The organism is Microbacterium sp. NFH-22A-Y (assembly GCF_021401375.1).
Taxonomy (GTDB): domain Bacteria; phylum Actinomycetota; class Actinomycetes; order Actinomycetales; family Microbacteriaceae; genus Microbacterium; species Microbacterium hominis.
In genome coordinates this window covers 682,931-709,811 of record NZ_JACBGF010000003.1, presented here as the reverse complement: position 1 = coordinate 709,811, position 26,881 = coordinate 682,931, and the positions used below count along the sequence as shown (strand labels likewise).

The window sequence follows — 26,881 nt, the reverse complement described above, 5'->3', positions numbered from 1 at the left end:
TACGATGACCGCGTGCGCTTCGACTTCGACGGTGAGATCTTCCGCTGGTCCACCCGGCGGGAGGACTGGTACTTCGTCGAGCTGCCCGCCGCCGTCAGCGCCGACATCCGCGAGCTCCCGCGTCCGCCGCGCGGATTCGGCGCCGTGCGCGTCGACGTGGTCATCGGCGGCTCGCAGTGGCGCACCTCCGTCTTCCCCGACGCGGAGCGCGGACGCTACGTGCTGCCGCTGAAGCGAGCGGTGCGTGAGGCGGAGGGCATCGACACCGCGGGCAGCGTGCGTGTCCGACTCGACGTGCTCCATGGCTGACGCGGCCGTGGTGCTCGTCGCGGCGGCCTACCTCGGGGCGGCAGTCGTCGGCGTGGTCCTCGCCGTCGTCGACCTGCGCACGCATCGCCTGCCGAACGCCATCGTCCTTCCCGCGCTCGCCGTCACCGTCGCGCTGCTCGCGGCATCCTGCCTGCTCGGCGCGCCCTGGAGCGCGCTCCTGCGTGCGCTCACGGCCGGCGCCGTGCTGTTCGTGCTCTTCCTCCTCCTGCGCATGCTCGGCGGCGGGGCGATGGGCGGAGGCGACGTCAAGCTCGCCGCGCTGGTCGGCGTCCTCCTCGGCTGGGCCGGGTGGTCGGCGGTCGTGCTGGGCGTCCTCGCGGCCTTCCTGCTGGGCGGCGTCGTCGCCGTCGCGCTGCTGGTGACCCGCCGGGCGAGCCGGTCGACGCGCATCCCCTTCGGGCCCTTCCTCGTCGCCGGAACCTGGATCGGGGTCCTCGCCGAAGGGGTGTGACCCCGGCCGGTCGCTGTCAAGGCCCCGCGGCCGGCGGAGGTCGCCGCCTATCCTGGCGGGATGGACATCTCCCGCGTCATCGCCCGCGCGCTGTCGCTGACGCCCGTCCGCGCGTTCCTGCGCTACGGCGAGCGGCGCGGCGCGATGCTGGCCGACAGCGTCACCTATCGGACGCTCTTCAGCGTCTTCGCGGCGGCGCTGCTGGGCTTCTCCGTCGCGGCCCTGTGGCTCTCCGGCGACCCGCAGGCGTGGCAGGCGCTCATCGCGGCGGTCGACCGGGCCATCCCCGGCCTCGTGGGCGAGAACGGCCTCATCAAGGTGGACGAGATCGACCTGTCGGTCGGCCTCTCGGTGGCCGGCGTGCTCTCGCTCATCGGTCTCGTGGGCGCGGCGATCGGTGCCATCGGGTCGCTGCGCACGGCGATGCGCGTCGTGTGCGACAAGCTCACCGATGACGTGCCCATCTGGATCGTGCTCCTCCGAAACGTCGGTCTCGCCGTGGCCGTCGGCGGCGCCCTGCTCGCCTCCGCGGTCGTCACGATGCTGGGGACCGCCGGCCTGGACGTCGTGGCGCAGTGGCTCGGCCTCACACGCGAGGACCCCGCCATCGCCTGGGGCACCCGAGTGCTCGCGATCGTGGTGACCTTCGTGCTGGATGCCGCGGCGGTGGCGGTCCTGTTCCGCGTGCTCTCGGGTGTGCGCGCCCCCGCGAAGGCGCTCTGGACGGGCGCCCTCCTGGCCGCGGTGGGGCTCACGGTCCTCCAGCAGCTGTCCGGGCTGTTCGTCGGCGGCGCCGCGTCCAACCCGCTTCTCGCGTCCTTCGCGGCGCTGATCGCGCTGCTGCTGTGGATCAACCTCTCGGCGCAGGTGATCCTGATCGCCACGGCGTACATCTTCACGCTCGTCGAGGAAGGCGACGACCGCGTACGTGCGCGCCACGGCGCCGCGACGTTCGCTCAGCGACGCGTGCGCTCCGCGGAGAACGTCCTCGCTCTCGCGGCCGCCGAACTCGAGGAGGCCCGGCGGGCGGAGCAGAAGGAACGTGACGGCGCCGGGGCGTCCTGACGGTCGCGTGTAACGGCCAGGTAAGAGCCGCGTGAAAAGACCCCCGCCGATGTGCATCGGGCGGGGGCGCACGTTAGCGTGTGAACTGTGTCAGAACCCGAATCTGTGACCGGTCCCACCTCCGCGCCCCACCCGCTCCACGCGACGCACCCGCTGGCTCTCGCGCCGGTGACCGGTCCGGCGAGCTCGGTCGACGGATTCGTCCGCCAGTTCCTGCGGAACCTCAACTACGAGCGGGGCGTGCCGCTGTCGGCATCCAGCCCGAACGACCGCTACTTCGCCTTCGCGATGACCGTGCGCGACTACCTCATGGCGCGCTGGCTGGAAGACCTGCGCCGTCAGCGCGTCGCGCAGGCGAAGGGCGTGTGCTACCTCTCGGCGGAGTACCTGCTCGGCCGCCAGCTCGACAACAACCTGCTCGCGAGCGGTCTGACCGAGATCGCCACCGAGGCGATGGCCGCCTGCGGCATCGACATCGACGAGCTGCGGGCGCAGGAGGTGGAGCCGGGCCTCGGGAACGGCGGTCTGGGACGCCTCGCCGCGTGCTTCATCGACTCGCTCGCGACGATGGGCGTGCCGAACGTCGGCTACGGCATCCGCTACGAGTACGGCATCTTCCGTCAGACCTTCGTCGGCGGTCAGCAGGTCGAGCAGCCCGACGCGTGGCTCACCCTGGGCTCCCCGTGGGAGTTCCCGCACCCCGAGGCCGCTCGCCGCATCTCCTTCGGCGGACACACCGAGACCTACGACGACGACGGCGTCATCCGCAACCGCTGGGTTCCGGGCTGGCACGTTCAGGCGGTGCCCTACAACTACATGGTGCCCGGATACCTCAACGGCCGCGTCAACACCCTGCGGCTGTGGAGCGCGAAGGCCACCGATTCGTTCGACCTGCGCGTCTTCAACTCCGGCGACTACGAGGAGGCCGTGCGCGCCCAGACGTTCGCCGAGAACATCTCCAAGGTCCTCTACCCGGAGGACTCCACCCCGCAGGGCAAGGAGCTGCGCCTCCAGCAGCAGTACTTCTTCGTCGCGGCATCCATCGGCGACTTCCTGGAGAACACGCTGCCGGACGACTTCGACCTCGAGAAGCTGCCCGATCGCGTGATCTTCCAGCTCAACGACACCCACCCCGTCATCGGCGTGCCCGAGCTCATGCGCGTGCTCATCGACGAGAGGAAGCTCGAGTGGGATGCCGCGTGGGCGATCACGCAGCAGTGCTTCGCGTACACGTGCCACACGCTGCTGCCCGAGGCGCTCGAGGTGTGGTCGGTCGACCTGCTCGGTCGCCTGCTGCCGCGGCATCTGGAGATCATCTACCGCATCAACGAGGAGTTCCTCGACGCGGTGCGCGAACGCTACGGCGACGACGAGATGCGCATCCGCAACATGTCGATCATCTCCGAGTTCCCCGAGCGGAGCGTCCGGATGGCGTACCTGGCGACCGTCGCGGGCGCCAAGGTCAACGGCGTGGCCGAGCTGCACTCGCAGCTGCTGCGCGACAAGGTGCTGCCCGACTTCAACGACTTCTTCCCGGGCAAGTTCACCAACGTCACCAACGGCATCACGCCGCGCCGTTTCGTGCGGCTCGCGAACCCGGGGCTCTCCGAGCTGATCACCGAGGCCATCGGTACCGGCTGGCTCACCGATCTCGAGCGCCTTCGTGAGCTCGAGACGTACGCGGAGGATCCGCAGTTCCGTCAGGCCTTCGCCGACGTGAAGGCGGCGAACAAGCGGCGCCTCGGCGAGGTGCTGCGCGCCCGCGACGGCTTCGAGATCAGTGACGGCCACATGCTCGACGTCATGGTCAAGCGCCTGCACGAGTACAAGCGCCAGATGCTGAAGCTGCTCCACGTCGTCACGCAGTACGAGAGCATCGTGTCGGGCCGGGTCGCGGCATCCGAGATCCTCCCGCGCACCGTGATCTTCGGGGCGAAGGCGGCTCCGGGCTACGTGATGGCCAAGCGCATCATCCACCTCATCAACGCCGTCGGCGAGGTCGTGAACGCCGACCCGCGGGTCGAGGGGCGCCTGAAGGTGCTCTTCCCGCCGAACTACAACGTCACCCTCGCCGAGCGGCTGATCCCGGCTGCCGATCTGTCCGAGCAGATCTCGCTGGCCGGCAAGGAGGCCTCGGGCACCGGCAACATGAAGTTCGCGCTCAACGGCGCGCTGACGATCGGCACCGACGACGGCGCGAACGTCGAGATCCGCGAGCTGGTCGGCGACGAGAACTTCTTCCTCTTCGGCATGAGCGAGCCCGAGGTGGAAGCGTTGTGGGCCCGCGGCTACAAGCCGGCGGACTTCTACCAGCGGGACGAGAACCTCCGCCGGGCGATGGATCTCATCGCCTCCGGCGCGTTCTCGGGCGGCGACCGCAGCGTGTTCGAGCCGATCGTGTCGAACCTGCTCTACGACGACCGCTTCATGGTGCTCGCGGACTATTCCTCCTACGTGGCCGCGCAGGCACGGGTGGATGCGGCCTACACCGATCAGGATGCCTGGACGCGCTCGGCGATCCTGAACGTCGCCCGCTGCGGGTTCTTCTCGTCCGATCGCTCGATGCGCGACTACATCGAGCGCATCTGGCACACCCCGCCGATCCTCTGACGCGGGTGCGTCTCGACTCGCTGCGCTCGCTCGACGACCGGCGTGCCCCGCGTCCCGGTCGTTGAGCAGGAGCGCAGCGATGAGTCGAAACGCCCCGCCCCCTCCCGTCCTCAACTGCAAGGCGCTCTGACCGACACGCCGTGTCCGCGGGGGATGCGGCGGCGTGTCGCCCGGCATCCCTTGCACTTCGGCTCGCGGCCGGGCCACGGCACACAGCCGCGCCACGCCCACGCCCCCCGCCCCGGTCGTTGAGCGAGGAGCGCAGCGACGAGTCGAAACGCAGTCTCAGCGGGCGTAGCGCTCGACGAACGCGCGCAGGAGGGCGCCCGTGTGCACGACGGGCAGCCGCCGCACGGCCGCGAGCGTGAGGTCGAGCTCGCCGGGGCCGAAGTAGCCGTAGTCCGCGTAGGCGCGGATGCGTGTCGAGATGCCCTCGACGTCGCATTCCGGGTGGAACTGGGTGGCGTACACGTTCCGGCCCACCCGGAACATCTGCACGGGGCACGCCTCGCCACGCACGAGCAGGGTGGCCGACTCCGGCAGTCGCGAGATCGCCTCCTTGTGCCCGACGAACGCGGTGAACCCGTCGGGCAGCGTCGCCAGCAGCGGGTCGTCGCGCCCGGCATCCGTCTTCTCCACCTCGATCACACTGATCGGCTCACGGTAGGTGCCGTCGATCACCGCTCCCTGGTGCGCGCCGACCGTGCCGACGCCGTAGCAGGCGCCGAAGAACGGGAAGTCGCGGGCCACGACCTCGTCGAGGAGCCCCGCGATCTCCGCTTCGACCCGCCGCTGCACGGGGGACTTCTTCTCGATCGGGTCGGAGGCGTTGAAGGGGCCACCGCCGACGAAGACGCCCGAATACTCGTCCAGATCGACCTCGCCGAGGGGCCCCGCCTCCATCCGCACCCGGACCAGCTCGTTCGCCGACAGTCCCGTGAAGCGGAGGAAGAGGGCGTACTCCTCGTCGGCGGGCAGATCCTCCGCCCGCGTCGCCAGCAGCAGGAACGGCTTCATCGCCGGCCCTGCTCGATGTAGGCCGTGATCGCCGCGAGCGTCGCCGCGACGGCGGGGTTGCGCGGGCCCTCGTCGCGCGCGACGGCCCAGTACGCGAGCGGGTGCGCGTAGGCGCCGTCGAGCACGCGCTCGAGACGGGGGTCCGCATCGCCGAGGAAGTCGGGCAGGATGCCGACGCCCGCCCCGGCCGCGGTCGCCTCGACATGCGCGAAGACGCTCGTCGAGCGCACCGACGCGGGGGAGTCGGGCAGCTCCTGGAGGGCGCGATCGAGCTCATCGACCTGCAGCGAGCTCTCCACGTAGTACACGAGCGGGTGGGCGGAGAGGTCGGCGACGGCGGCGGGGGTGCCGTGCGCGGCGAGGTAGTCGGGGGCGGCGTACAGACGCAACGCGTAGGAGCACACCGGCGTCGCGTACGCGCGCAGCACCTGCGGCCGGCCGACGACGATCTCCAGGTCGACGCCGGAGCGGTTCTGGCGCACGCGCTGCGTCGCCGACAGCAGCTCTACCGCCAGCTGGGGGTGCTCGCGTCGGAGCGCGGTCATCGCGGGCGCCAGGAACACCGACGTGAAGGCGTCGGGGGCGGAGATGCGCACCATGCCGTGCACGGCGTCGGCGTCGTCGCCGTCGACGAGCTCCCGCAGCGAGGCCTCGATGCGCTCGGCGATGGTCACCGCGCGGTGACCGAGGTCGGTGACCTCCCATCCGCCCACCGTCCGCACGAGCACGCGCCCGCCCATCGCGCTCTCCAGTGCCGCGATCCTGCGGGAGACGGTCGAGTGGTTGACGCCGAGCACCTCGGCGGCGGCGGTGTAGCGGCCGAGGCGCGCGACCGAGAGGAAGGTCATCAGCGCGTCCAGCGGCGGGTCGGGGGGAGCGAGGGGCATGCCGACGAGTGTGCACCAGTGCACATCAGTGGTGCAAGTTTGCCGCTGACGTGTGCATTGATCGATGACTCGCGGCTGCCTACGCTGGCGGTGGCGGCCCTCGAGGACGACGGCCGCCGCCCGCGACGATGACCGTCGCCGGTCGAAGGGAGCTGTCATGTCCACGATCGCCTTCATCGGACTCGGCCATATGGGCGCCCCCATGTCGGCCCACCTGGTCGCCGCGGGTCACACCGTGCGCGGCGTCGATCTCAACCCCGCGGCCGCAGCGTCCGCCGCCGGGCGCGGGGTGCAGATCGTCGCGTCCGTGGCCGCGGCGCTCGACGGCGCGGATGCCGTGATCACGTCCCTCCCCAAGCCGGAGCACGTCCGTGCCGTGTACGGGGGAGCCGACGGCATCCTCGCGCACGCGGCGGCATCCACTCTTCTGCTGGACACCTCCACGGTCGATGTGGAGACCTCCCGCTGGTGCCACCGGGAAGCTGCGGACCGCGGTCTCGCTTTCGTGGACGCGCCGATCTCCGGCGGCACCGCGGGAGCCGAGGCGCACACGCTGACCTTCATGCTCGGGGGCGACGCCGCCGACGTGGAGCGGGCCCGGGGGATCGTGGCGCCGATGGCCGGCAACGTCATCGCCTGCGGCGAGGCCGGTGCGGGCATCGCCGCGAAGCTCGTGAACAACATGATGCTCTTCATCTCGGTCATGGCGGTGTCGGAGGGTTCTCAGCTCGCCGAGCAGCTGGGGCTCGACCCGCAGGTGTTCTGGGACGTCGCCCGCGTCTCGTCCGCCGACTCGTGGGCGCTGCGCACCTGGTACCCGGTGCCGGGCATCGTGGAGAAGGCGGCCGCGAACAAGAACTTCGACGCCACGTTCTCGGTCGACCTCGCCCGCAAGGACTGCGGCCTGGCCGTGCAGGCCGGCGACGACACCGGCGTGCACCTGCCGGCGGCGCGTCTCGCGCTGAGCCAGCTCGACGAGCTCATCGCCGAAGGACTCGGAGGCAAGGACTGCACGCTCGTCGCGCGCTTCGCCTCGCCGGACGGCACCCTCCGCGGCTACGACCCGGCGCGCGACGGCGCGGCCGCCGTGGCCTGACCCCCGTACCTGCCCGCCACCGATCCCGAGAGAGCATCCTCATGAGCATCGCCTCCACCGCCTCGTCCACCGCCTCGTCCACCGCCGGGACTCTCACCGCCATCCCGCACGTCGTCGGCGGCGCACGCGTCACCGGCGACGGTCGGACCGGTCCCGTCTTCAACCCCGCCACCGGCCGGCAGACCGGAGAGGTCGCCCTGGCCTCGGCCGCCTTCGTGCACGAGGCGGCGCGCGTCGCCGCGGCCGCGCAGCGCGGATGGCGCGACACCGGTCTCGGCAAGCGCCAGCAGGTGATGTTCCGCCTCCGCGAGATCGTCGCGGCACGCGCCGAAGAGCTGGCGCGCCTCATCACCGCCGAGCACGGTAAGACGGTCGACGACGCGCTCGGCGAGGTCGCGCGCGGACTCGAGAACGTCGAGTTCTGCACGAGCCTCATGCATCACCTCAAGGGCGACTACTCCGAACAGGTCGCCTCCGGCGTCGACGTCCATCAGGTGCGCCAGCCCGTCGGGGTCGTCGCGTGCATCACGCCGTTCAACTTCCCGGCGATGGTTCCGCTGTGGATGGTGACGACCGCGATCGCCGCCGGCAACGCGGTCATCCTCAAGCCCAGCGAGCGCGACCCCTCGGCCGCGGTCTGGCTGGCCGAGGCGTTCGCGGAAGCCGGTCTTCCCGCCGGCATCCTCAACGTCGTCCACGGCGACAAGGAAGCCGTGGACGCCATCCTGGACGATCCGATCGTGCGCGCCGTGTCGTTCGTCGGCTCGACGCCGATCGCGAAGTACATCTACGCGCGGGCCGCCGAGAACGGCAAGCGCGTGCAGGCGCTCGGCGGGGCGAAGAACCACATGATCGTCATGCCGGATGCCGACCTCGACGCCGCCGCGGACGCCGCGGTGTCCGCCGCCTACGGCTCGGCGGGGGAGCGTTGCATGGCGGTCTCGGTGGTCGTCGCGGTCGGCGACGTCGCCGATCCGCTGATCGCGAAGGTCGCCGAGCGCATCGGCGGACTCGTCGTCGGCGACGGCACCGACCCCGACAGCGACATGGGGCCGCTGATCACCCGCGACGCCCTCGACCGCGTGAGCGGGTTCGTGGCGGGCGCCGCCGGCGAGGGCGCGCGCGTCGTGGTCGACGGCCGCGACCTCTCCGTCGACGCGGACGGGTTCTTCATCGGCCCCTCGCTCGTCGACGGCGTCACGCCCGGGATGCGCGTCTACGACGAGGAGATCTTCGGCCCGGTGCTGTCGGTGGTCCGCGTCGCGAGCTACGACGAGGCGGTCGCCCTGGTCAACGGCAACCGCTACGCGAACGGCACGGCGGTGTTCACCCGCGACGGCAAGACGGCGCGACAGTTCGAGTACGACATCGAGGTGGGCATGGTCGGGGTGAACGTCCCGATCCCGGTCCCGATCGGCGCCTTCTCGTTCGGCGGCTGGAAGGACTCGCTCTTCGGCGACACGCACATGTACGGGCCGGAGGCGTTCAACTTCTACACGCGTCGCAAGGTCGTCACCACGCGCTGGCCCGACCCGAGCGAGAGCCAGATCAGCCTCGGCTTCCCGACGCACTGAGCCCCCGGCGATAGGCTGGGAGTCCACATTCCGCTTCATCGTCGGAGGTACACCATGGCGATCGCACGACTGCACGGAGGCCCGCTCGACGGGCAGGTCCTTCCCCTGGACGACGAGAGCCAGGACCGCCTGATCATGCCCTACAGCGAGACCCAGATCGTCTACGAGCGCGCCGGGGCCGCGGAGAACACGGGCGAGGGCGACGGCCCGACGTCGGCCGACTTCCACTTCGTCGAGGCCGAGGACGACATCGATCCCGACCCCGACGGCCGGGACGAGTGAGCACGGAGCCCTCCCGCTCGCTCGAGATCGAGCTCACCTTCGACGTCCACGGCGACACCCCGCTGCCCGACCTGTCGGGTCTGCCGGGTGTCGCCGTCGTCGACGGTCCGGATCGGCGCGAGCTCGACGCCCGCTACCTCGACGTCGAGGGCTACGCGCTCGGTCGCGCCGGCTATGCCGTCCGTCGCCGCACGGGAGGTCCCGACGCCGGCTGGCACATCAAGGGGCCGAAGGGGGCCGACGGCGGCCGCATCGAGACCCACTGGCCGCTGGACGGCGCCGGCCTCGACGACATCGCGGTGCCGGATGCCGTGGCATCCGCCGTCGCACACCTCGTCCCGGGGGCTCTCGCGCCCATCGCGCGGATCCGCAACGACCGCCACGCCTATCTGCTGCGCGACGCCGACGGCGGCGTCGTCGCCGAGTTCGTCGATGACCACGTGATCGCCACCGATGAGCGCCGGCGCGTGGAGACCAGGTGGCGCGAATGGGAGTTCGAGCTCGGCCCCGCGGCGCCGACGGCACCCGCCGCCCGCGCCGCCCTGCTCGCGGCCGCCGCCGCCGCGGTCGCCGCCGCGGGCGGCCGCCCCGCGGCATCCGACTCGAAACTCGCCCGCGCGCTGGGTCTCTGACGCGCCTTCGTCCGTCCCGTGTGGGCGGTATCGCGCCGCGGTCGCGACATCACGGGACGGACGAACGCGCACGGATGCCGGAAACCACTGACGCCGCCCCCGGCTTCGGATGGGGCGGCGTCAGTCGCAGGAGTCAGCGTACTCCTGGGCTCACAGGTTGATCATGTGACCGGCGAGGCCGTGGAAGGCCTCCTGGAGCGCCTCCGACAGGGTCGGGTGGGTGTGCACGTTGCGCGCGAGCTCGAGGGCCGTGAGGTCCCACTTCTGCGCCAGCGTCAGCTCGGGCAGCAGCTCCGACACGTCGGGGCCGATGAGGTGGCCGCCGACGAGCTCGAGGTGCTCGGCATCCGCGATGAGCTTCACGAAGCCGACCGGCTCGCCCAGGCCGTGGGCCTTGCCGTTGGCCATGAAGGGGAACGTCGCGACCTTGTACTCGCGGCCGGTCTCCTTGTACTGCGCCTCGGTGTAGCCGAACGAGGCCACCTGCGGCGAGCAGAAGGTCGCGCGCGGCATCATGCGGTAGTCGCCGAGCGCCATGGTCTCGGCGCCGCCGATCGTCTCCGCGGCCACGACGCCCTGCGCCTCCGCCACGTGGGCGAGCTGCAGCTTCGCGGTGACGTCGCCGATCGCGTAGATGCCCTCGACGTTGGTGCGCATGAAGTCGTCGATCTCGATGGCACCGCGGTCGGTGAGCTTCACGCCCGTGTTCTCCAGGCCGAAGCCCTCCACGCGGGGGGCGAAGCCGATCGACATGAGCACCTTGTCGGCCTCGATCGAGCCCTGCGCACCGCTCTTGTTGTCGGTGTAGGTGACCGTGACCTTGTCGCCGCTGTCGACGACCGACTCGACCTTGGTGGAGACGAGGATGTCCACGCCCAGGTTCTTGTACTGCTTCGCGATCTCCTTCGAGACGTCCGCGTCCTCGTTCGGGAGGGCGCGGTCGAGGAACTCGATGATCGTGACCTTCACGCCGTAGTTGGTGAGGACGTAGGCGAACTCCATGCCGATGGCACCGGCGCCGACGATGACGATCGATCCCGGCAGGTCGCGGGTGAGGATCTGCTCCTCGTACGTCACGACGTTCTCGCTCAGCGTCACGCCGGGCAGCAGGCGAACGGTGGAGCCGGTCGCGATGATCACGTTGTCGAAGGTGACCTCTTCGGTCGACCCGTCCGACTTCGTCACGGTGATGGCCTTGGGGCCCGTGAAGGAGCCGCGACCCTCGAACTCGGTGACCTTGTTCTTCTTCATCAGGTAGTGGATGCCCTTGACGCGGCCGTCGGCCACGACGCGCGAGCGATCCCACGCCTTGCCGAAGTCGAGCGTGAACTCACCCGAGATGCCGAAGAACTCGGACTTGTGCTTCAGGGTGTGGGCGATCTCGGCGTTCTTCAGGAGCGCCTTCGAGGGGATGCAGCCGACGTTGAGGCAGACACCGCCCCAGTACTTCTCTTCGATGATGGCGACGGACTGGCCGAGCTGAGCGGCGCGGACCGCCGCGACATAGCCACCAGGGCCGGCACCGAGGACGACGACGTTGAAATGAGGCATGGTTCCAGCCTAGTCCTCGGGGGTGGGCGCGGACCGCCGCAGGAGCACCGCCACGAGTGCTCCGAGCGCCGCCGCCACGGCGATGCCGAGGACGATCCACACCAGCACCGGAACGCCCCCGTCCGCCTCCGCCGACACCGCCGTGGAGGGCGAGGCCGCGGGAATGCTCGGTGCCGTCTCCGACCCCGCCCCGGCGGTGCCGACCGTGAAGCTGTACTGGCCCGAGACGGGATGGCCGTCGCTGGACACGACGCGCCAGATCACGGTGACGGCGCCGCTGGCCGTGCCGGACAGCGGCTGCGTCAGTCGCGTGCCGTCGAGGCGGGGGTCGCCGTCGGTGAGCGAGGAGCCCGCGGCATCCGTCACGACGACCTCGGTCGCTCCCGGCTCGTCCAGCAGCACCCCGCTGAAGGTCATCGTGAGCTCGTCCGGCATCGCGTCCACCTGGGCGCCCGCGGCGGGGGAGGAGCCGATGAGCTCGTCGTGCGCCCACGCGGGCGTGGCGACGGCGAGCGACAACAGGCCCGCGAGCAGGGCGGAGAACGCGAGGGCGAGCGGGCGGAACGTGTGAACTCTGTGTGACATCACCCTCCTGAGCCTATCCGCGGGTGTCGCCGGGGCGCCCCGCGTCCTAGCATGGCGGCAGGCGGGCACGCCGCTCGCCGTGACCGGGAGGACGGTGCGTGATGGACGCCAGGATGATGGATGCCATGTCGGCGGAGATGACCTCGATGTCGGGCATGCCGGAGATGGATGCTGCCGTGATGCAGGCGTGTATGGACGCCTGCGCTGCGTGCGAGCAGGCGTGCACGATCTGCTCGGTGCAGATGATGGACGGGTACATGATGGACTGCGCCCCGGCCTGCATGACCTGCGCCGACATGTGCAACACGATGATGCGCGCGATGCTGCGGATGCCGGGGATGACGCCGGCGTCGATGATGGCGATGCTCGACGCCTGCATCGCGATGTGTCAGACCTGCATGGACATGTGCATGATGCACGCGGACCAGAGCCCCGTGTGTGCGATGTGCGCCGAGGCCTGCCGGGCGTGCATGGATGCCTGCATGGCGGTCAAGGACGCCATGATGGCGGCCGCCTGAGCGGCCCCGCTCTCCCGCAGAGGTCTAGAGGGGCAGGGCGTTGAAGAGGCGACCGCCCGCGTTCAGCACGTGGTAGCGGCGGTGGTACGCGACCGGTGAGCCGGTCGGGAGCTCCGCCGCAGCCCCGGCGCCGTTCCACAGCTCGATGACGTCGCCGTCGAGCGAGGCGACGACGACCGTGCCGTCCGCATCGGCGTGCGTGACGATCGCGTCTACCCACTCGGTGGGCGTCGCGGAGACCAGGCGCGCCTGGATGAGGTGCACGGCGTGGCCCGGGGCGAACGAGGAGCAGGCTCCGCCCGTCGCGCACATGCAGATCGCGTCCTGACGCACCGGGGCGGGCGTGAGGCGGTTCTGCGGCGTGGACACGGGGTGTTCCTCTCTTCGGGCGCCGACGCGGGAATGCGGAGGCGGTCGTGCCAGATTAGGTCGGTCCTCCCGCGGACGCCCGCTCGCCGTCACACGACGACACACGGGGCGCCCCGGATGCGGGTCGATCGACGAAACCGACTCGCGGTCGGGGGTTCGCAGCGCGAGCCGATCCGTTAGGGTGAAAGAGAAGGAGGCCATGGTGGAAGAGAATGCGCGAGACGCTGGTGGCAGCGGCATCCGACGCGACGCCGGGGACGGTGGTTCCGCCGACTCGACGCAGACGTTCGGCCATGACTCCGACCTCTCCTTCGTCCCGTTCGGCACCGATCTGACCGATGTCGAGCGCGAGGCCATCGAGGCCCTCCCGGCTCGTGCGGGACTGCTGCTCGTGCGGTCGGGTCCGACCGCGGGCGCCCGGTACCTCCTCGACGCCGACGTCACAACGGTCGGCCGGCACCCCGAGGCGGACATCTTCTTCGACGACGTGACCGTGTCGCGTCGTCACGCCGAGATCACCCGCACCGGCAGCGTCTTCGAGCTGGTCGACCAGCGTTCACTCAACGGCAGCTACGTCAACGGGGAGCGCGTCGACCGCGCCGTGCTCGTCGACGGGTCCGAGGTGCGCATCGGCAAGTTCCGACTGAACTTCTTCGCGTCGCCCGTCGACCGTGCACAGGTGACGAGCGGGTGAGCCCGGCCGCATCGCCCCGTGGACGCGCGTCGTCCACGGGTTACCTCAGCATCGGTCAGGTCCTCGCCCGCCTCACCCCGGAGTTCTCCGACCTCAGCGCGAGCAAGCTCCGCTACCTCGAGGTCCAGGGGATCGTCACGCCCCTGCGGACGGAGTCGGGCTACCGCAAGTTCTCGCCGCTGGACGTCGACCGGCTGCGCACGGCGCTGACGCTGCAGCGCGACCACTACATGCCGCTGGCCCGCATCCGCGAGTACCTCGACGAACAGCAGCAGGGCGGGACGGTGGCGCCGCCCGCACCGGCGTCGATCGTGACCGCGCCGCGCCGCTACCGCCGCGACGAGCTGCTGCAGGCGGCCTCGGCGCCCGCAGCCCTGCTCAACGACGCCGTGCGCGCCGGCCTGGTCCCGGCCTCCGAGAGCTACGACGAGAAGGCCCTGGGCGTGCTGCGCGCACTCGTGGCGCTCGACGGCCACGGCATCCAGCCCCGACACGTCCGCGGCGTCCGCCAGGCCGCCGAGCGGGAGGTCGCGCTCGTGGAGAGCGCGTTGACCCCGCTGCTGCGGCGCATGGATGCCGCGTCTCGCGCCCGGGCGGGCGAGCTCGCCCCGGAGCTGCTGCGACGACTCGACGAAGTGCGGACGGCGTTCGTGCACGCGGCCCTCGACCGCATCGTGCCGTGACGCGCGCGCGACACGCCGCGGCCGTGGAAGCGGATGTCGTTGCCGCGGGCACGGTGCTGATCTACCGTGGAGGAAACGACAGACAGATCGGTGGGAGGCGAGCATGACCGCGCACGACGATGCGCCGGGCGACATCCGGTTCGCCACCGACCTGCTGTTCACCGACGGCCTGCCGCAGATGGACGACGAGGTCGGCTACCGCGGAGCCGTCGCCGCCCGCGCCGCCGGCATCACCTACCGTCAGCTCGACTACTGGGCACGCACCGAGCTCGTGCAGCCGACCGTGCGCGGTGCGAGCGGCTCGGGATCGCAGCGGCTGTACGGCTTCCGCGACATCCTCGTGCTGAAGCTCGTCAAGCGCCTGCTCGACACCGGCATCTCGCTGCAGCAGATCCGCACCGCCGTCGATCAGCTGCGCGCCGCCGGTATCCGCGACCTCGCCGGGACCACCCTGATGAGCGACGGGGCGTCGGTGTACCTCTGCACCTCCAACGACGAGGTCATCGACCTCGTCAGCCGCGGTCAGGGCGTGTTCGGCATCGCGGTCGGCAAGGTGCTGCACGAGGTGGAGTCGACGCTGTTGGACTTCGACCCGCAGGCTCCCGACCCCGTCGACGAGCTCGCCGCCCGCCGCGCGGTCAAGTCCGCCTGAGACGCGTCGACGCGGAGGCGTTTCGATGCGGGGGCGTTTCGATGCGGGCCGTTTCGACTCGCTGCGTTTCGACTCGCTGCGTTTCGACTCGCTGCGTTTCGACTCGCTGCGTTTCGACTCGCGCCTGCGGCGCTCGCTCAACGACCGGTGGGGCGCTCGCTCGACGACCGGTGGGGCGCTCGCTCGACGACCGGGTAGGCGCTCGCTCGACGAGCGGGCGGGTGAGGGTCAGGCGCGCTGTTCGCCGGCGGTGATGCGGCCGGTGCGCATGACGCGGTCCAGCAGCGCGTCGAAGTCGCCCGCGAGCTCCTGAGCGGAGTCGCCGGGCCAGATGTGCAGCGGCTTGGCGGCGCCCTGGGCCTGCTGCAGCGAGGTGCGCTCCGGCAGCTGCGGCGACAGCACGAGCGGGCCGAACATGTCGCGGAGCTCCTTGATGCGGAACTGGTGCTCGATCGACTGCGGCCGCACCCGGTTCACGACGATGCCCAGAGGCTGCAGCCGCGGCGAGAGGCCGCGGCGGATCTCCTCGATCGCGCGCAGGGCGCGGTCGGCGGCGGCGACCGAGAACAGGCCGGGCTCGGTGACCACGACGACGCGGTCGGATGCCGCCCAGGCGGTGCGCGTGAGCGCGTTGAGCGAGGGAGCGCAGTCGATGAGAACGAGGTCGTAGTCCGCCTCGATCGTCGCGAGGGCCTCCTCGAGCTTCCACACGTCGCGCACGCTGGGGTGCGGACCGTCGAAGTTGATCGCGGACGGGCTGCCGATCATCACGTCGATCGTGCCCGGATGCACCTTGGCCCACCCGCTGGAGGTGATGGCCTGACGGACCACCTTCTCCTTCGGATTGGCGAGCACGTCGGCGACGTTGAGGCGTCCCGCGACCTGGATGTCCATGCCCGTCGACACGTCAGACTGCGGGTCGAGGTCGACGACGAGAGTCCGCACTCCCCGAGCGAACGCCGCGGAGGCGAGGCCGAGAGTCACGGTGGTCTTGCCGACACCCCCCTTGAGCGAGGAGACGGAGAGTACGTGCACGAGGCTCTACGTTACCGTCCCCTAGGCTGTGAGGACACTCAGGCCCTCGTGAAAAGTGGGCCCGTCGGGGAATCAGGGTCTCTCGGCACGCGAGGGCCGCTCGGAGAAGAGGTGCGCATGTTCCGCAAGATCCTGGTGGCCAATCGCGGAGAGATCGCGATCCGGGCGTTTCGCGCGGCGTTCGAGCTCGGCGCGCGCACCGTCGCGGTGTACCCCTACGAGGACCGTTACTCCCTCCACCGTCTGAAGGCCGACGAGGCGTATCAGATCGGCGCCGCCGGTCAGCCGGTGCGGGCCTACCTCGACGTGGACGAGATCATCCGCGTCGCCGAGGAGTCCGGCGCCGACGCGATCTACCCCGGGTACGGATTCCTGTCCGAGAACCCCGAGCTCGCCGCGAAGGCGGCCGAGAACGGCATCGTCTTCATCGGGCCGCCGTCGCGGGCGCTGGAGATGGCCGGAAACAAGGTCACGGCGAAGGAGCACGCGATCGCCGCGGGCGTGCCCGTGCTGCGCTCGACCGCGGCATCCGACGACGTCGAGCTGCTCGTCAGCCAGTCCGACGGCATCGGCTTCCCCATCTTCGTCAAGGCCGTCGCCGGCGGTGGCGGCCGCGGCATGCGTCGCGTGGAGAAGAAGGAGCAGCTCGCACCGGCCATCGCCGAGGCGATGCGCGAGGCGGACAGCGCGTTCGGCGACGCCCGGGTCTTCCTGGAGCAGGCCGTCCAGCGGCCCCGCCACGTCGAGGTGCAGATCCTCGCCGACAAGACCGGTGAGACGGTGCACCTGTTCGAGCGCGACTGCTCCGTGCAGCGCCGGCACCAGAAGGTGATCGAGATCGCCCCGGCGCCCAACCTCGCCGACGACGTCCGCGAGAGCCTGCACCGTCACGCGGTCGCGTTCGCCCGCTCGATCGGGTACGAGAACGCTGGCACCGTCGAGTTCCTGCTCGAGACGGCGGGGCCGCGGGCGGGCGAGGTCGTCTTCATCGAGATGAACCCCCGCATCCAGGTCGAGCACACCGTGACGGAGGAGGTGACCGACGTCGACCTCGTGCAGTCGCAGATGCGCATCGCCGCGGGGGAGAGCCTCGCCGACCTCGGGCTGCACCAGGAGGACATCCGTCTGCGCGGAGCCGCCCTGCAGTGCCGCATCACGACCGAGGATCCGACGCAGGGCTTCCGGCCCGACACCGGCAAGATCACCACGTACCGCTCGCCCGGAGGCGCCGGCATCCGCCTCGACGGCGGCACCACCGCGGCCGGCTCGCAGGTCAGCCCGCACTTCGACTCGATGCTCGCCAAGCTCACGTGCCGGGGACGTGACTTCGCGGCGGCCGTCGTGCGCTCGCGGCGCGCTCTCGCCGAGTTCCGCATCCGGGGGGTCTCGACCAACATCCCGTTCCTGCAGGCGGTGCTCGACGACCCCGCGTTCGTGGCGGGCGATGTCAGTACGGCGTTCATCGACGAGCGGCCGGAGCTGCTGCGGGGGCGGGAGTCGAAGGACCGCGGATCGAAGATCATCGCCTGGCTCGCCGACACGACCGTCAACCGGCCGAACGGCGAGAACCCGCTGACGGTCGAGCCGGCGACGAAGCTGCCGCGCATCGACCTGTCGGCCGCGCCGGTCGCCGGCTCCCGCCAGCGCCTGCGCGAGCTCGGCCCCGCCGGCTTCGCCCGGGCCCTGCGCGAGCAGACCGCCCTCGCGGTGACCGAGACGACGTTCCGCGACGCCCACCAGTCGCTGCTCGCCACGCGCGTCCGCACGCGCGACCTCGTGACGGTCGCGCCCTACGTGGCCCGGTTGACCCCGCAGCTGCTGTCGGTCGAGGCCTGGGGAGGCGCCACGTACGACGTCGCGCTGCGCTTCCTGGGGGAGGACCCCTGGCAGCGTCTCGACGCGCTCCGACAGGCGCTGCCGAACGTCGCGATCCAGATGCTGCTGCGCGGACGCAACACCGTGGGCTACACGCCGTACCCCACCCGGGTCACCGACGCCTTCGTCCGGGAGGCCGCGGCATCCGGCGTCGACATCTTCCGCATCTTCGACGCGCTCAACGACGTCTCCCAGATGCGTCCCGCCGTCGATGCCGTGCTCGAGACGGGCACCGCCGTCGCGGAGGTCGCCCTCTGCTACACCGGCGACCTGCTCTCGCCGTCGGAAGACCTCTACACCCTCGACTACTACCTGCGCCTCGCCGAGCAGATCGTGGATGCCGGGGCGCACGTGCTCGCCATCAAAGACATGGCCGGGCTCCTGCGCCCGGGGGCGGCCGCGCGCCTCGTGCGCGCCCTCCGCGAGCGCTTCGACCTCCCGGTCCACGTCCACACGCACGACACGGCGGGCGGACAGCTGGCGACGCTGCTGGCCGCCGGCGCCGCCGGTGCCGACGCGGTGGATGCCGCGGCGGCCCCGATGGCAGGCACGACGAGTCAGCCGTCGCTGTCGGCCCTCGTGGCCGCCCTGGCCCACACGGAGCGCGACACCGGGCTCGACCTCGACGCGGTCTCCGACCTGGAGCCGTACTGGGAAGCCGTCCGCCATCTCTACCGTCCCTTCGAGTCGGGCCTTCCCGGACCCACCGGGCGGGTGTACCGCCACGAGATCCCCGGCGGGCAGCTGTCCAACCTCCGGCAGCAGGCGATCGCGCTGGGCCTGTCGGACGACTTCGAGCTGATCGAGGACATGTACGCCGCCGCCGACGCCATCCTCGGACGCGTTCCGAAGGTCACACCGTCGTCGAAGGTCGTCGGCGACCTGGCCCTCCACCTCGCCGCCGTCCGCGCCGACCCCGCCGACTTCGAGCAGAACCCGGAGAAGTACGACGTGCCCGACTCCGTCGTCGCCTTCATGGCCGGCGAGCTCGGCGACCTGCCCGGAGGCTGGCCCGAGCCCTTCCGCACCAAGGTGCTGCGCGGCCGCGAGGTGCGCACGGGGGTCACGGAGATCTCGCCGGAGGAGGCCGCCGCGCTGGATGCCGACTCGGCGACGCGACGCGCCACCCTCAACGGCCTGCTCTTCCCGGCGCCGACGGCCGCGTTCCGCGAGGTGCGCGAGACCTACGGCGATCTCAGCGTCCTCGACACCGCCGACTACCTCTACGGCCTCACGCCGGGCACCGAGCACGTCGTGCAGATCGAGCGCGGGGTGCAGCTCTACGTCGGGCTCGAGGCGATCGGCGAGGTCGACGACAAGGGCATGCGAACCGTCATGACGACCCTCAACGGCCAGTTGCGTCCCGTGTTCGTGCGCGACCGCGCGATCGCGGTCCAGACGCGTCAGGCGGAGAAGGCCGACACGTCGATTCCGGGCCAGGTCGCCGCGCCGTTCTCGGGGGTCGTGACCCTCGTGGCCGGGATCGGGGAGCGGGTGACGGCCGGGCAGCCGGTCGCCTCGATCGAGGCGATGAAGATGGAGGCGGCGATCACAGCGCCGGTCGACGGCGTCGTGGAGCGGTTGGCGATCGCGTCGCCGGCTCCCGTCGAGGCGGGCGACCTTTTGCTCGTCGTCCGACCCGCCGAGTAGCCTGGGTCGGGGGCGCGTGACGTCCCGCGAGCCATGGGGGTCGGGGATCGACCCGTCGATCGGGCGGCGACGCCGCGATCGCGCGGTCCTCACGAGGGCCCCGAACCGGCCGACGCCCGCCGCGGTGACGGCCTGAATCTGGAGTGTGCATCCGTGCCTGACCGCAACGAGAACGCGACCGAGGACGTCGACAACGGCGTGCTGGAGACGCCTGCCGGCATCGACACGACGGGCATCGGCATCGTCGACGGTGCGACCGCTCAGGTGGATGTCGCCCTGCCCGTCGCGGCCGACGAGGACGACTACCTCGACGACGACGACGTCGTGCTGGACGACGACCTGACCCGCGCCGCCGCGGCGCCGGCGAGCGTCGAGGCTTCCGATGTCGTCGCCGACGACGAGGTCCACGAGGCCGTCGTGGACGACGACGACGATGATGACGACGACGAGGAGCACCCGTCGATGACGGCCGAGGAGCCGTCCGAGGCTCCGACGGTCGAGGACGCCGACGAGATCGCCGCCGTCACGGTCGCGGTCGCGGCATCCACCGATCTCGCGCATCACGAACGCGTGCGTCCGCGCACATCCGAGGTGACGCTGCAGTCGCGCCGGCTGGGCGACTTCGAGGCGGGCCGCGAGAGCTCGGACCTGCTGACCGCCGACCGTCTGCTCGACCCCGCCCGCGCGACGCGGCCCGAGCCGGAGGGCACCTGGCAGCACCTGGTGTACACGCTGTCGGGGCGGCGCATCAACCTCGGTGACGGCAAGCGCGCCCGGGCGCGCAAGGATCTCGATCGCCGGATCGCGGCTCCGCTGCACGGAGGAGCCAAGTTCGTGCCGGTGCTCTCGCGCAAGGGCGGCGTCGGGAAGACGACCGTCACGACGCTGCTCGGGATGGCGCTCGCGGATGCGCGGGAGGATCGCGTCATCGCCGTCGACGCCAACCCCGACCGCGGCACGCTCGCCGAGCGCATCGGCCGCTCGAGCGGCAAGACCGTGCGCGACCTCGTCCGCGCCCACGCCGACGTGCGCGGGTTCAACGACATCTCGGAGATCGTCGCCCGCGACCACACCCGGCTCGACGTCATCGCGTCGGACACCGACCCGCACGTGTCGGAGGCGTTCAACGACTCCGACTACAACGCGGTCGCCGACGTCGCCGCGCACTTCTACTCGCTCGTGCTCACCGACACCGGCACCGGCATCGTCCACGCGGTCATGGGCGCGACGCTCGACCGCGCCGACCAGATCATCGTGGTCGCCGGATTGAGCGTCGACGAGGCGCGGCTCGCGTCGGAGACCCTCACGTGGCTGGAGAGCAACGGCTTCGCCGATCTCGTCCGCGGAGCGGTCGTCGTGCTCAACACGGCCCGCCCGGGGGCGCCGCTCGTGCGCGCCGACGAGCTCGAGGCGCACTTCGCCACCCGCGTGGGGCGCGTCGTGCGGATGCCGTACGACCCGCACATCGCGTCGGGCAGCGCCATCGTCTTCCGCGACCTGCAGCCCGAGACGCGGGCGGCCGCGCGCGAGCTCGCCGCGATCGTCGTCGAGAGCCTGCGTCAGCGGGCCGCCGCCTGATGGCCGTCCGGCCGATCCGCCTGTTCGGCGACCCGGTGCTGCGCGCACCCAGCGCGCCCATCGAGGTCGTCGACGACGGCATCCGCGGCCTCGTGCAGGACCTGCTCGACACCGTGGAGCTGCCGGGGCGGGCCGGTGTGGCGGCGCCGCAGATCGGCGTGGGGCTGCGCGCGTTCAGCTACAACATCGACGGCGACATCGGATACGTGCTCAATCCGGTGCTCACGGACGTCGCCGGCGAGCCGCAGCTCGTCGGCGAGGGCTGCCTGTCGGTGCCCGATCTGTGGCACGACACGCTGCGCTACCCCTGGGCCCGCGTCGTGGGCATGGACCTCGACGGTGCCGAGCTCGTCCTCGAGGGGGAGGGGCTGATGGCCCAGGCGCTGCAGCACGAGACCGATCATCTCGACGGGATGCTCTACATCTCGCGTCTGAGTCCCGAAGAGCGCAAGATCGCGATGCGCCGGATCCGCGAGTCGAACTGGTTCTGACGAGGAAGGGGCCGGTCGTGAGCGACCGGCCCCTTCCTCGCGGACGCGACGCTCAGCCGAGCGAGACGTTCGTCGTGGTGACCGGCACGGCGTAGATGTCGTCGACGGCATCGGCGAAGTCGCTGAGGATGACGTTCCGCTTGATGCTCATCTTCGGAGTCAGGTGACCGCTGGCCTCGGTCCACTCCGAGCCGAGGATCGTGAACTTGCGGATCGACTCGGCGCGCGACACGTTCTTGTTCGCGATGTCGACGGCCCGCTGCACCTCCTCGCGCACCTTCGGGTTCTGTGCCGCCTCCGCGAGCGACATGTCGGCGGGCAGCCCGTTGTTGGCCAGCCACGTCGGCAGCATCTCGGGGTCGAGCGTGACGAGCGCCGAGATGAAGGGCTTCTGGTCGCCGACCACCACGACCTGCCCGATGATCGGGTTGGCGCGGATCGGGTCCTCGAGCGCGGCGGGGGCGACGTTCTTGCCGCCCGCGGTGACGATGATCTCCTTCTTCCGGCCCGTGATCGTGAGGAAGCCCTCGCTGTCGAACGAGCCGATGTCGCCGGTCTTGAACCACCCGTCGTCGAAGGCGGCGGCCGTCGCCTCGTCGTTGCGCCAGTACTCCTTGAACACGTTGATGCCGCGGACCTCGATCTCGCCGTCGTCGGCGAGACGCACGCCCACGCCGGGGAGCACCGGACCCACGGTGCCGATCTTCGACTTCGTGGCGAGGTTCACGGTCGCCGGCGCGGTGGTCTCGGTGAGGCCGTAGCCTTCGAGGATCGTCACCCCGAGACTGTGGAAGAAGTGGCCGAGACGCGGGCCGAGCGGCGCGGAACCGGACACGGCGTAGGTGACGCGGCCTCCCATCGCCTCGCGGAGCTTCGAGTAGACGAGTCTGTCGAACAGGGCGAACTTGATCTTGGTGCCGAGCGGGATCTTCTTGCCGTCCTGCAGCAGGCGGGAGTGCTCGATCGCGGTGTGGGCCGCGGCGCGGAAGATCTTGCCCTTGCCGCCGGCCTCGGCCTTCTGCTCGGCGGAGTTGTAGACCTTCTCGAACACGCGGGGGACGGCCAGCAGGAACGTCGGCTTGAACGAGCCCAGCGCGGGCAGCAGCTGCTTCGTGTCGGGCTGGTGACCGGTTTTCACGCCCGCGTGGACGTCGAGGATCGAGATGAACCGTGCGAAGACGTGTGCGGTCGTGATGAACAGCAGCGTCGATGCGCCGCCCGGCGTGTTCATGACCTCGGCGAGGGCCTTCGCCGCGTTGCGGGACAGCTCCACGAAGTTGCTGTGCGTGAGCACGCATCCCTTCGGCCGTCCCGTCGACCCGGAGGTGTAGATGAGCGTGGCGATGTCCGAGCCCACCGCGATGCTCCGGCGGCGCTCGATCTCGGCATCCTCGATGCCCGTCCCGCCGGCGCGCAGCGTGTCGAGGTCGCCGTCGGCCATGGTCCAGACGTCGCGCACCAGGGGCACCTCCGACCGGATCTCGGCGATGCGGGCGGCGTGCTCGGCGGATTCGGCGATCACGGCGATCGCGCCGGAGTCGGAGAGGATCCAGCTGATCTGCGCCGCCGAGCTGGTCTCGTAGATGGGCACCATGACGGCGCCCGTGAAGAAGAGGGCGAAATCGACGAGCGTCCACTCGTAGGTGGTGCGGGCGACGAAACCCACCTTGTCGCCGGGGGCGATGCCGGCCGCGGCGAAGCCCTTCGCCAGCGCGATCACCTCACGCTCGAACGCGGCGGCGGTGATGTCGCGCCATCCGTCACCGTCGGGGACGGCGAAGAGCGCGAGGGACGGCGTGGCCTTCACCCGCTCGACGAGCAGGTCGGCGACATTGGCCTGCGGGTCTGCGGGCACGACCGCGGGGACTTCGAACTGTACGGCGCTCATGGGCGGCAACTCCTTCGGTACCGGGTGGCGTCGGCGATCGACGGCTGGAATCGAGTCTAACTGCTGGTGACACTCAGTCCCACAGTGGACAGGGTCCGTCCCAAAAGCACGGTCTGCCCGGACCGTAGGTCTGTCCTGTCCACACTAGACTCTCGGATGCCGTGCCGCCCGGGCCGGCCGGAAGGGAGCGCCGTGCTCAACGTCGGCATCGACATCGGCGGGACGAAGATCGCCGGAGGTGTCGTCGACGACACCGGTGCGATCATCGAGCGCACGCGCGTCGCGACGCCCGTCGACACCGGCGCCCTCGCCGAGGCGGTCGCGGCGATGGTCCACGACCTCGCGTCACGGCACGACGTCGGCGCGGTGGGCGTCGCCGCCGCGGGCTACATCGACCGCACGCGGTCGGTCATGCTGCACTCGCCGAACATCGACTGGCACAACGAACCGCTGCGCGCCGAGTTCGAGGCGCGGATCGGCCGTCCGGTCACCCTGGAGAACGACGCGAACGCCGCCGGCTGGGGCGAGTACCGCTTCGGGGCGGGCCGGGGATCGACCGACATGGTCATGGTCACCCTCGGCACGGGCGTCGGCGGTGCCGTGATCAACGACGGGCGACTGCTCATCGGCGCGAACGGCAGCGCCGCGGAGCTCGGCCACCTGCGCTTCGTGCGCGGCGGGCGCCCCTGCGGGTGCGGACAGAACGGCTGCCTCGAGCAGTACGCGTCCGGCCGTGCGCTCCAGCGGGAGCTGGGCGACATCGCCGACGGCGGCGGAATCGGCGCCCGGCTGGCCGCGCATCGCGGCGCGGACGGGATCGTCCCCGCGGCCGATCTCGCGCTCCTGCTCAGCGAAGAGGATGCCGGGGCGGTCGAGGCCGTGCGCCGTGTCGCCACGGCGCTCGGCGAGGCCTGCGGCGCCTTCCAGGCGGTGCTCGACCCCGACCTCTATGTCATCGGCGGTGGGGTGGCGGATCTGGGCGAGGTGCTGCTGGAGCCGACGCGGATCGCCTACGAGACGTCGCTTCCCGGCTTCGGTGATCGGCCGACCGCTCGCTTCACCGTGGCCACGCTCGGCAACGACGCCGGGCTCGTGGGCGTCGCCGACCTCGCGGGCCTGCGGAGCCGATGAGACGCCCACGCCGATGAGCGGGGGAGGAGCCTGATGTTCTACTGGGTCATGAAGTACATCGTGATCGGGCCGATCGTGAAGGCGATCTTCCGCCCGTGGATCGTGGGCCGCTCCCACGTGCCGTCCTCCGGTGCGGCGATCCTCGCGAGCAACCACCTGTCGGTGAGCGACTCGATCTTCCTGCCGCTCATGATCGACCGGCCCATGAGCTTCCTCGCGAAGAGCGACTACTTCACAGGGACCGGGCTGAAGGGCTGGGCCACCCGGATGTTCATGAAGGCCACGGGCCAGATCCCGGTGGATCGCACGGGCGGCAAGGCGTCGGAGGCCTCGCTGAACACGGGCCTGCAGGTGCTCGGCCGCGGCGACCTGCTCGGGATCTACCCCGAGGGCACGCGCAGCCCCGACGGCAAGCTCTACCGGGGTCGCACCGGTCTCGCGCGCATGGCGCTGGAGGCCCGTGTGCCCGTCATCCCCGTCGTCATGGTCGACACGGATGCCGTCATGCCCATCGGTCGTTCCATTCCGCGCGTCGGTCGCGTCGGCATGGTGATCGGCGAGCCGCTGGACTTCTCGCGGTTCCACGGCATGGAGTCCGATCGCTACGTGCTGAGGTCGGTGACCGACGAGATCATGGTGGCCCTCCAGCGGCTCGGCGAACAGCAGTACGACGACGTGTACGCGTCGACGGTGAAGGAGCGCGCGGCCCGCGCCTGATCTGCGCGAGCCGCCATGCCGCGGCCGAGCCGCCATCCTTCGGGCGGGCCGCGTGATGGCGGCTCGGCCGAAGGATGGCGGCTCGCGAAAGGGTGGCGGCGCGCGGGGCCGCGGCATCCTGGCGCGCCGCTAGACTGAGCGGATGCCCACCCTGCACGCCGATCTCGATCACTGGCGCACGCTCCCGATCAAACAGCAGCCCTCCTGGACCGACCTCGACGCCGTCGCGGCCGTCTCCGCCGAGCTCGCGACGCTGCCTCCTCTCGTCTTCGCCGGCGAGGTCGACAACCTGCGCGATCGCCTGGCCCGCGCCGCCTCCGGGCGTGCATTCCTGCTCCAGGGTGGGGACTGCGCCGAGACGTTCGCCGGCGCGACGGCGGAGCAGATCCGCAATCGCATCAAGACCGTGCTGCAGATGGCCGTCGTGCTGACCTACGGTGCGTCGATGCCCGTCGTGAAGATGGGGCGGATGGCCGGCCAGTTCGCCAAGCCGCGCTCCAGCGACACCGAGACCCGCGGCGACGTCACCCTGCCCGCGTACCGCGGCGACATCGTCAACGGCTTCGACTTCACCGAGGCCTCGCGCACCGCCGACCCCCAGCGACTGCTGAAGGGGTACCACACGGCGGCGTCGACCATCAACCTCATCCGCGCCTTCACACAGGGCGGCTTCGCCGACCTCCGCGAGGTCCACAGCTGGAACAAGGGGTTCGCCCAGAACCCCGCCAACCAGCAGTACGAGCGTCTCGCCACGGAGATCGACCGCGCCATCAAGTTCATGGAGGCGGCGGGCGCCGACTTCGACGAGCTGCGCCGCGTCGAGTTCTACACGGGTCACGAGGGCCTGCTTATGGACTACGAGCGCCCCATGACGCGCATCGACTCCCGCACGGGCACGCCGTACAACACCTCGGCCCACTTCCTGTGGATCGGGGAGCGCACGCGGGAGCTCGACGGCGCCCACGTCGACTACTTCTCCAAGATCCGCAACCCCATCGGCGTGAAGCTCGGCCCGTCGACCTCGCGGGAGACGGCGCTCGAGCTGATCGACAAGCTCGATCCCGAGCGCGAGCCGGGCCGGCTGACCTTCATCACGCGCATGGGCGCCGGCAAGATCCGCGACGCGCTGCCGCCGCTGCTCGAAGCCGTCCGCGATTCCGGTGCCACCCCCCTGTGGGTCACCGACCCGATGCACGGCAACGGCATCACCACGCCCACCGGCTACAAGACGCGTCGCTTCGACGACGTCGTCGACGAGGTGCGCGGGTTCTTCGAGGCGCACCGCGCGGTCGGCACGTTCCCGGGCGGCATCCACGTCGAGCTCACCGGCGACGACGTCACCGAATGCCTCGGCGGATCGGAGCACATCGACGAGGCCACGCTCGCGACGCGTTACGAGAGCCTGTGCGACCCGCGTCTGAACCACATGCAGAGCCTCGAGCTCGCCTTCCTCGTCGCCGAAGAGCTCGAGAAGCGCTGACCGATCGCGTCTGGGCGCGGCCGCCGTGCCCAGGCGCGGG

Annotated in this window: 25 protein-coding genes; 18 read left to right on the top strand and 7 right to left on the bottom strand. The window is 70.9% G+C overall.

Going from position 1 to position 26,881, the window contains the following annotated elements; translation table 11 throughout:
* The first annotated feature begins 12 nt into the window (after positions 1-12).
* The 4 genes from L0965_RS14425 to L0965_RS14410 all read left to right on the top strand — a co-directional run bounded on the left by L0965_RS14425 (position 13) and on the right by L0965_RS14410 (position 4,456).
* Positions 13-309: a DUF1905 domain-containing protein gene (locus tag L0965_RS14425; RefSeq protein WP_101306500.1), complete on the top strand. Its 297-nt coding sequence runs from the start codon at positions 13-15 to the stop codon at positions 307-309.
* Positions 302-781: an A24 family peptidase gene (locus L0965_RS14420; protein ID WP_060958785.1), complete on the top strand. Its 480-nt coding sequence runs from the start codon at positions 302-304 to the stop codon at positions 779-781. The genes L0965_RS14425 and L0965_RS14420 overlap by 8 nt, the downstream gene beginning before the upstream one ends.
* Positions 782-841: 60 nt before the next feature.
* Positions 842-1,846 carry a YihY/virulence factor BrkB family protein gene (locus L0965_RS14415; protein WP_060958784.1) on the top strand — a complete coding sequence of 335 codons (1,005 nt, stop codon included), beginning with the start codon at positions 842-844 and terminating at the stop codon, positions 1,844-1,846.
* Between the two features lie 105 nt (positions 1,847-1,951).
* Complete coding sequence (locus L0965_RS14410) at positions 1,952-4,456, top strand: glycogen/starch/alpha-glucan phosphorylase (RefSeq protein ID WP_101306499.1); 2,505 nt, start codon at positions 1,952-1,954, stop codon at positions 4,454-4,456.
* Between the two features lie 285 nt (positions 4,457-4,741).
* Here L0965_RS14410 and L0965_RS14405 read toward each other — a convergent pair whose 3' ends face one another.
* Both L0965_RS14405 and L0965_RS14400 read right to left on the bottom strand, forming a co-directional pair.
* Positions 4,742-5,473 (bottom strand): glutamine amidotransferase, encoded by a 732-nt coding sequence (locus L0965_RS14405; RefSeq protein WP_101306498.1) that lies wholly within the window; start codon positions 5,471-5,473, stop codon positions 4,742-4,744.
* Positions 5,470-6,321 (bottom strand): LysR family transcriptional regulator, encoded by an 852-nt coding sequence (locus tag L0965_RS14400; protein ID WP_101307246.1) that lies wholly within the window; start codon positions 6,319-6,321, stop codon positions 5,470-5,472. Before L0965_RS14400 ends, L0965_RS14405 begins: the two co-directional genes overlap by 4 nt.
* 196 nt (positions 6,322-6,517) lie before the next feature.
* On the opposite strand from L0965_RS14400, the gene L0965_RS14395 reads away from it, so the two are divergent.
* From L0965_RS14395 to L0965_RS14380, 4 genes are read left to right on the top strand one after another with little or no spacing between them, the layout of a single operon-like run.
* Complete coding sequence (locus tag L0965_RS14395; RefSeq protein WP_060958781.1) at positions 6,518-7,456, top strand: NAD(P)-dependent oxidoreductase; 939 nt, start codon at positions 6,518-6,520, stop codon at positions 7,454-7,456.
* 41 nt (positions 7,457-7,497) lie between these two features.
* Positions 7,498-9,030: a CoA-acylating methylmalonate-semialdehyde dehydrogenase gene (locus L0965_RS14390; RefSeq protein ID WP_101306497.1), complete on the top strand. Its 1,533-nt coding sequence runs from the start codon at positions 7,498-7,500 to the stop codon at positions 9,028-9,030.
* Positions 9,031-9,084: 54 nt separating this feature from the next.
* Positions 9,085-9,312, top strand: a complete 228-nt coding sequence (locus tag L0965_RS14385; RefSeq protein ID WP_060958779.1) for a hypothetical protein — start codon at positions 9,085-9,087, stop codon at positions 9,310-9,312.
* Positions 9,309-9,944, top strand: coding sequence for a CYTH domain-containing protein (locus L0965_RS14380; RefSeq protein WP_101306496.1), 636 nt, complete (start codon positions 9,309-9,311; stop codon positions 9,942-9,944). Before L0965_RS14385 ends, L0965_RS14380 begins: the two co-directional genes overlap by 4 nt.
* 150 nt (positions 9,945-10,094) lie before the next feature.
* Here L0965_RS14380 and lpdA read toward each other — a convergent pair whose 3' ends face one another.
* Both lpdA and L0965_RS14370 read right to left on the bottom strand, forming a co-directional pair.
* Positions 10,095-11,495: a dihydrolipoyl dehydrogenase gene (gene lpdA / locus L0965_RS14375; protein ID WP_060958777.1), complete on the bottom strand. Its 1,401-nt coding sequence runs from the start codon at positions 11,493-11,495 to the stop codon at positions 10,095-10,097.
* Positions 11,496-11,504: 9 nt separating this feature from the next.
* Entirely contained in the window at positions 11,505-12,080 is a 576-nt protein-coding gene (locus L0965_RS14370) for a copper resistance CopC family protein (RefSeq protein ID WP_101306495.1), read from the bottom strand.
* Positions 12,081-12,181: 101 nt separating this feature from the next.
* Here L0965_RS14370 and L0965_RS14365 point away from each other — a divergent pair, with 101 nt between their 5' ends.
* A complete protein-coding gene (locus tag L0965_RS14365; RefSeq protein WP_101307245.1) occupies positions 12,182-12,598 on the top strand; it encodes a hypothetical protein in 417 nt (138 codons plus the stop codon).
* A gap of 24 nt (positions 12,599-12,622) precedes the next feature.
* Here the strand turns inward: L0965_RS14365 and L0965_RS14360 are convergent, their stop codons facing one another.
* Entirely contained in the window at positions 12,623-12,967 is a 345-nt protein-coding gene (locus tag L0965_RS14360; RefSeq protein ID WP_101306494.1) for a hypothetical protein, read from the bottom strand.
* Between the two features lie 199 nt (positions 12,968-13,166).
* Between L0965_RS14360 and L0965_RS14355 the strand changes: the two genes are divergently transcribed.
* The 3 genes from L0965_RS14355 (at position 13,167) to L0965_RS14345 (ending at position 14,996) form a co-directional block, all read left to right on the top strand.
* Complete coding sequence (locus L0965_RS14355; RefSeq protein ID WP_174524643.1) at positions 13,167-13,661, top strand: FHA domain-containing protein; 495 nt, start codon at positions 13,167-13,169, stop codon at positions 13,659-13,661.
* Positions 13,658-14,344 carry a MerR family transcriptional regulator gene (locus tag L0965_RS14350; RefSeq protein WP_061781703.1) on the top strand — a complete coding sequence of 229 codons (687 nt, stop codon included), beginning with the start codon at positions 13,658-13,660 and terminating at the stop codon, positions 14,342-14,344. The genes L0965_RS14355 and L0965_RS14350 overlap by 4 nt, the downstream gene beginning before the upstream one ends.
* Positions 14,345-14,447: 103 nt before the next feature.
* Positions 14,448-14,996, top strand: a complete 549-nt coding sequence (locus tag L0965_RS14345) for a MerR family transcriptional regulator (RefSeq protein ID WP_060958772.1) — start codon at positions 14,448-14,450, stop codon at positions 14,994-14,996.
* A 228-nt stretch (positions 14,997-15,224) separates the two neighbouring features.
* On the opposite strand, the gene L0965_RS14340 is transcribed toward L0965_RS14345, so the two are convergent.
* Complete coding sequence (locus L0965_RS14340) at positions 15,225-16,031, bottom strand: ParA family protein (protein ID WP_060958771.1); 807 nt, start codon at positions 16,029-16,031, stop codon at positions 15,225-15,227.
* 117 nt (positions 16,032-16,148) lie between these two features.
* Here L0965_RS14340 and L0965_RS14335 point away from each other — a divergent pair, with 117 nt between their 5' ends.
* Genes L0965_RS14335 through L0965_RS14325 form a run of 3 tightly spaced genes read left to right on the top strand, consistent with a single transcriptional unit; the run spans position 16,149 to position 21,625 of the window.
* Complete coding sequence (locus tag L0965_RS14335; protein ID WP_101306493.1) at positions 16,149-19,556, top strand: pyruvate carboxylase; 3,408 nt, start codon at positions 16,149-16,151, stop codon at positions 19,554-19,556.
* A 33-nt stretch (positions 19,557-19,589) separates the two neighbouring features.
* Positions 19,590-21,134: a MinD/ParA family protein gene (locus tag L0965_RS14330; protein ID WP_101306492.1), complete on the top strand. Its 1,545-nt coding sequence runs from the start codon at positions 19,590-19,592 to the stop codon at positions 21,132-21,134.
* Positions 21,134-21,625: a peptide deformylase gene (locus tag L0965_RS14325; protein ID WP_060958769.1), complete on the top strand. Its 492-nt coding sequence runs from the start codon at positions 21,134-21,136 to the stop codon at positions 21,623-21,625. Before L0965_RS14330 ends, L0965_RS14325 begins: the two co-directional genes overlap by 1 nt.
* 52 nt (positions 21,626-21,677) lie before the next feature.
* Here the strand turns inward: L0965_RS14325 and L0965_RS14320 are convergent, their stop codons facing one another.
* Positions 21,678-23,513 (bottom strand): long-chain fatty acid--CoA ligase, encoded by a 1,836-nt coding sequence (locus L0965_RS14320; RefSeq protein WP_101306491.1) that lies wholly within the window; start codon positions 23,511-23,513, stop codon positions 21,678-21,680.
* 192 nt (positions 23,514-23,705) lie between these two features.
* Between L0965_RS14320 and L0965_RS14315 the strand changes: the two genes are divergently transcribed.
* The 3 genes from L0965_RS14315 to L0965_RS14305 all read left to right on the top strand — a co-directional run bounded on the left by L0965_RS14315 (position 23,706) and on the right by L0965_RS14305 (position 26,841).
* Positions 23,706-24,644 (top strand): ROK family protein, encoded by a 939-nt coding sequence (locus L0965_RS14315; protein ID WP_060958767.1) that lies wholly within the window; start codon positions 23,706-23,708, stop codon positions 24,642-24,644.
* A gap of 33 nt (positions 24,645-24,677) precedes the next feature.
* Entirely contained in the window at positions 24,678-25,361 is a 684-nt protein-coding gene (locus L0965_RS14310) for a 1-acyl-sn-glycerol-3-phosphate acyltransferase (RefSeq protein ID WP_060958766.1), read from the top strand.
* Between the two features lie 142 nt (positions 25,362-25,503).
* Complete coding sequence (locus L0965_RS14305; protein ID WP_061781705.1) at positions 25,504-26,841, top strand: class II 3-deoxy-7-phosphoheptulonate synthase; 1,338 nt, start codon at positions 25,504-25,506, stop codon at positions 26,839-26,841.
* Positions 26,842-26,881: the final 40 nt, after the last annotated feature.

Bases quoted from the DNA above. Each gene is read 5' to 3' on its own strand.
- L0965_RS14420 (WP_060958785.1), top strand. From the start codon at position 302: ATGGCTGACGCGGCCGTGGTGCTCGTCGCGGCGGCCTACCTCGGGGCG.
- L0965_RS14415 (WP_060958784.1), top strand. From the start codon at position 842: ATGGACATCTCCCGCGTCATCGCCCGCGCGCTGTCGCTGACGCCCGTC.
- L0965_RS14405 (WP_101306498.1), bottom strand. From the start codon at position 5,473: ATGAAGCCGTTCCTGCTGCTGGCGACGCGGGCGGAGGATCTGCCCGCC.
- L0965_RS14400 (WP_101307246.1), bottom strand. From the start codon at position 6,321: ATGACCTTCCTCTCGGTCGCGCGCCTCGGCCGCTACACCGCCGCCGCC.
- L0965_RS14395 (WP_060958781.1), top strand. From the start codon at position 6,518: ATGTCCACGATCGCCTTCATCGGACTCGGCCATATGGGCGCCCCCATG.
- L0965_RS14390 (WP_101306497.1), top strand. From the start codon at position 7,498: ATGAGCATCGCCTCCACCGCCTCGTCCACCGCCTCGTCCACCGCCGGG.
- L0965_RS14385 (WP_060958779.1), top strand. From the start codon at position 9,085: ATGGCGATCGCACGACTGCACGGAGGCCCGCTCGACGGGCAGGTCCTT.
- lpdA (WP_060958777.1), bottom strand. From the start codon at position 11,495: ATGCCTCATTTCAACGTCGTCGTCCTCGGTGCCGGCCCTGGTGGCTAT.
- L0965_RS14370 (WP_101306495.1), bottom strand. From the start codon at position 12,080: ATGTCACACAGAGTTCACACGTTCCGCCCGCTCGCCCTCGCGTTCTCC.
- L0965_RS14365 (WP_101307245.1), top strand. From the start codon at position 12,182: ATGGACGCCAGGATGATGGATGCCATGTCGGCGGAGATGACCTCGATG.
- L0965_RS14355 (WP_174524643.1), top strand. From the start codon at position 13,167: ATGGTGGAAGAGAATGCGCGAGACGCTGGTGGCAGCGGCATCCGACGC.
- L0965_RS14345 (WP_060958772.1), top strand. From the start codon at position 14,448: ATGACCGCGCACGACGATGCGCCGGGCGACATCCGGTTCGCCACCGAC.
- L0965_RS14335 (WP_101306493.1), top strand. From the start codon at position 16,149: ATGTTCCGCAAGATCCTGGTGGCCAATCGCGGAGAGATCGCGATCCGG.
- L0965_RS14330 (WP_101306492.1), top strand. From the start codon at position 19,590: ATGGGGGTCGGGGATCGACCCGTCGATCGGGCGGCGACGCCGCGATCG.
- L0965_RS14325 (WP_060958769.1), top strand. From the start codon at position 21,134: ATGGCCGTCCGGCCGATCCGCCTGTTCGGCGACCCGGTGCTGCGCGCA.
- L0965_RS14320 (WP_101306491.1), bottom strand. From the start codon at position 23,513: ATGAGCGCCGTACAGTTCGAAGTCCCCGCGGTCGTGCCCGCAGACCCG.
- L0965_RS14310 (WP_060958766.1), top strand. From the start codon at position 24,678: ATGTTCTACTGGGTCATGAAGTACATCGTGATCGGGCCGATCGTGAAG.
- L0965_RS14305 (WP_061781705.1), top strand. From the start codon at position 25,504: ATGCCCACCCTGCACGCCGATCTCGATCACTGGCGCACGCTCCCGATC.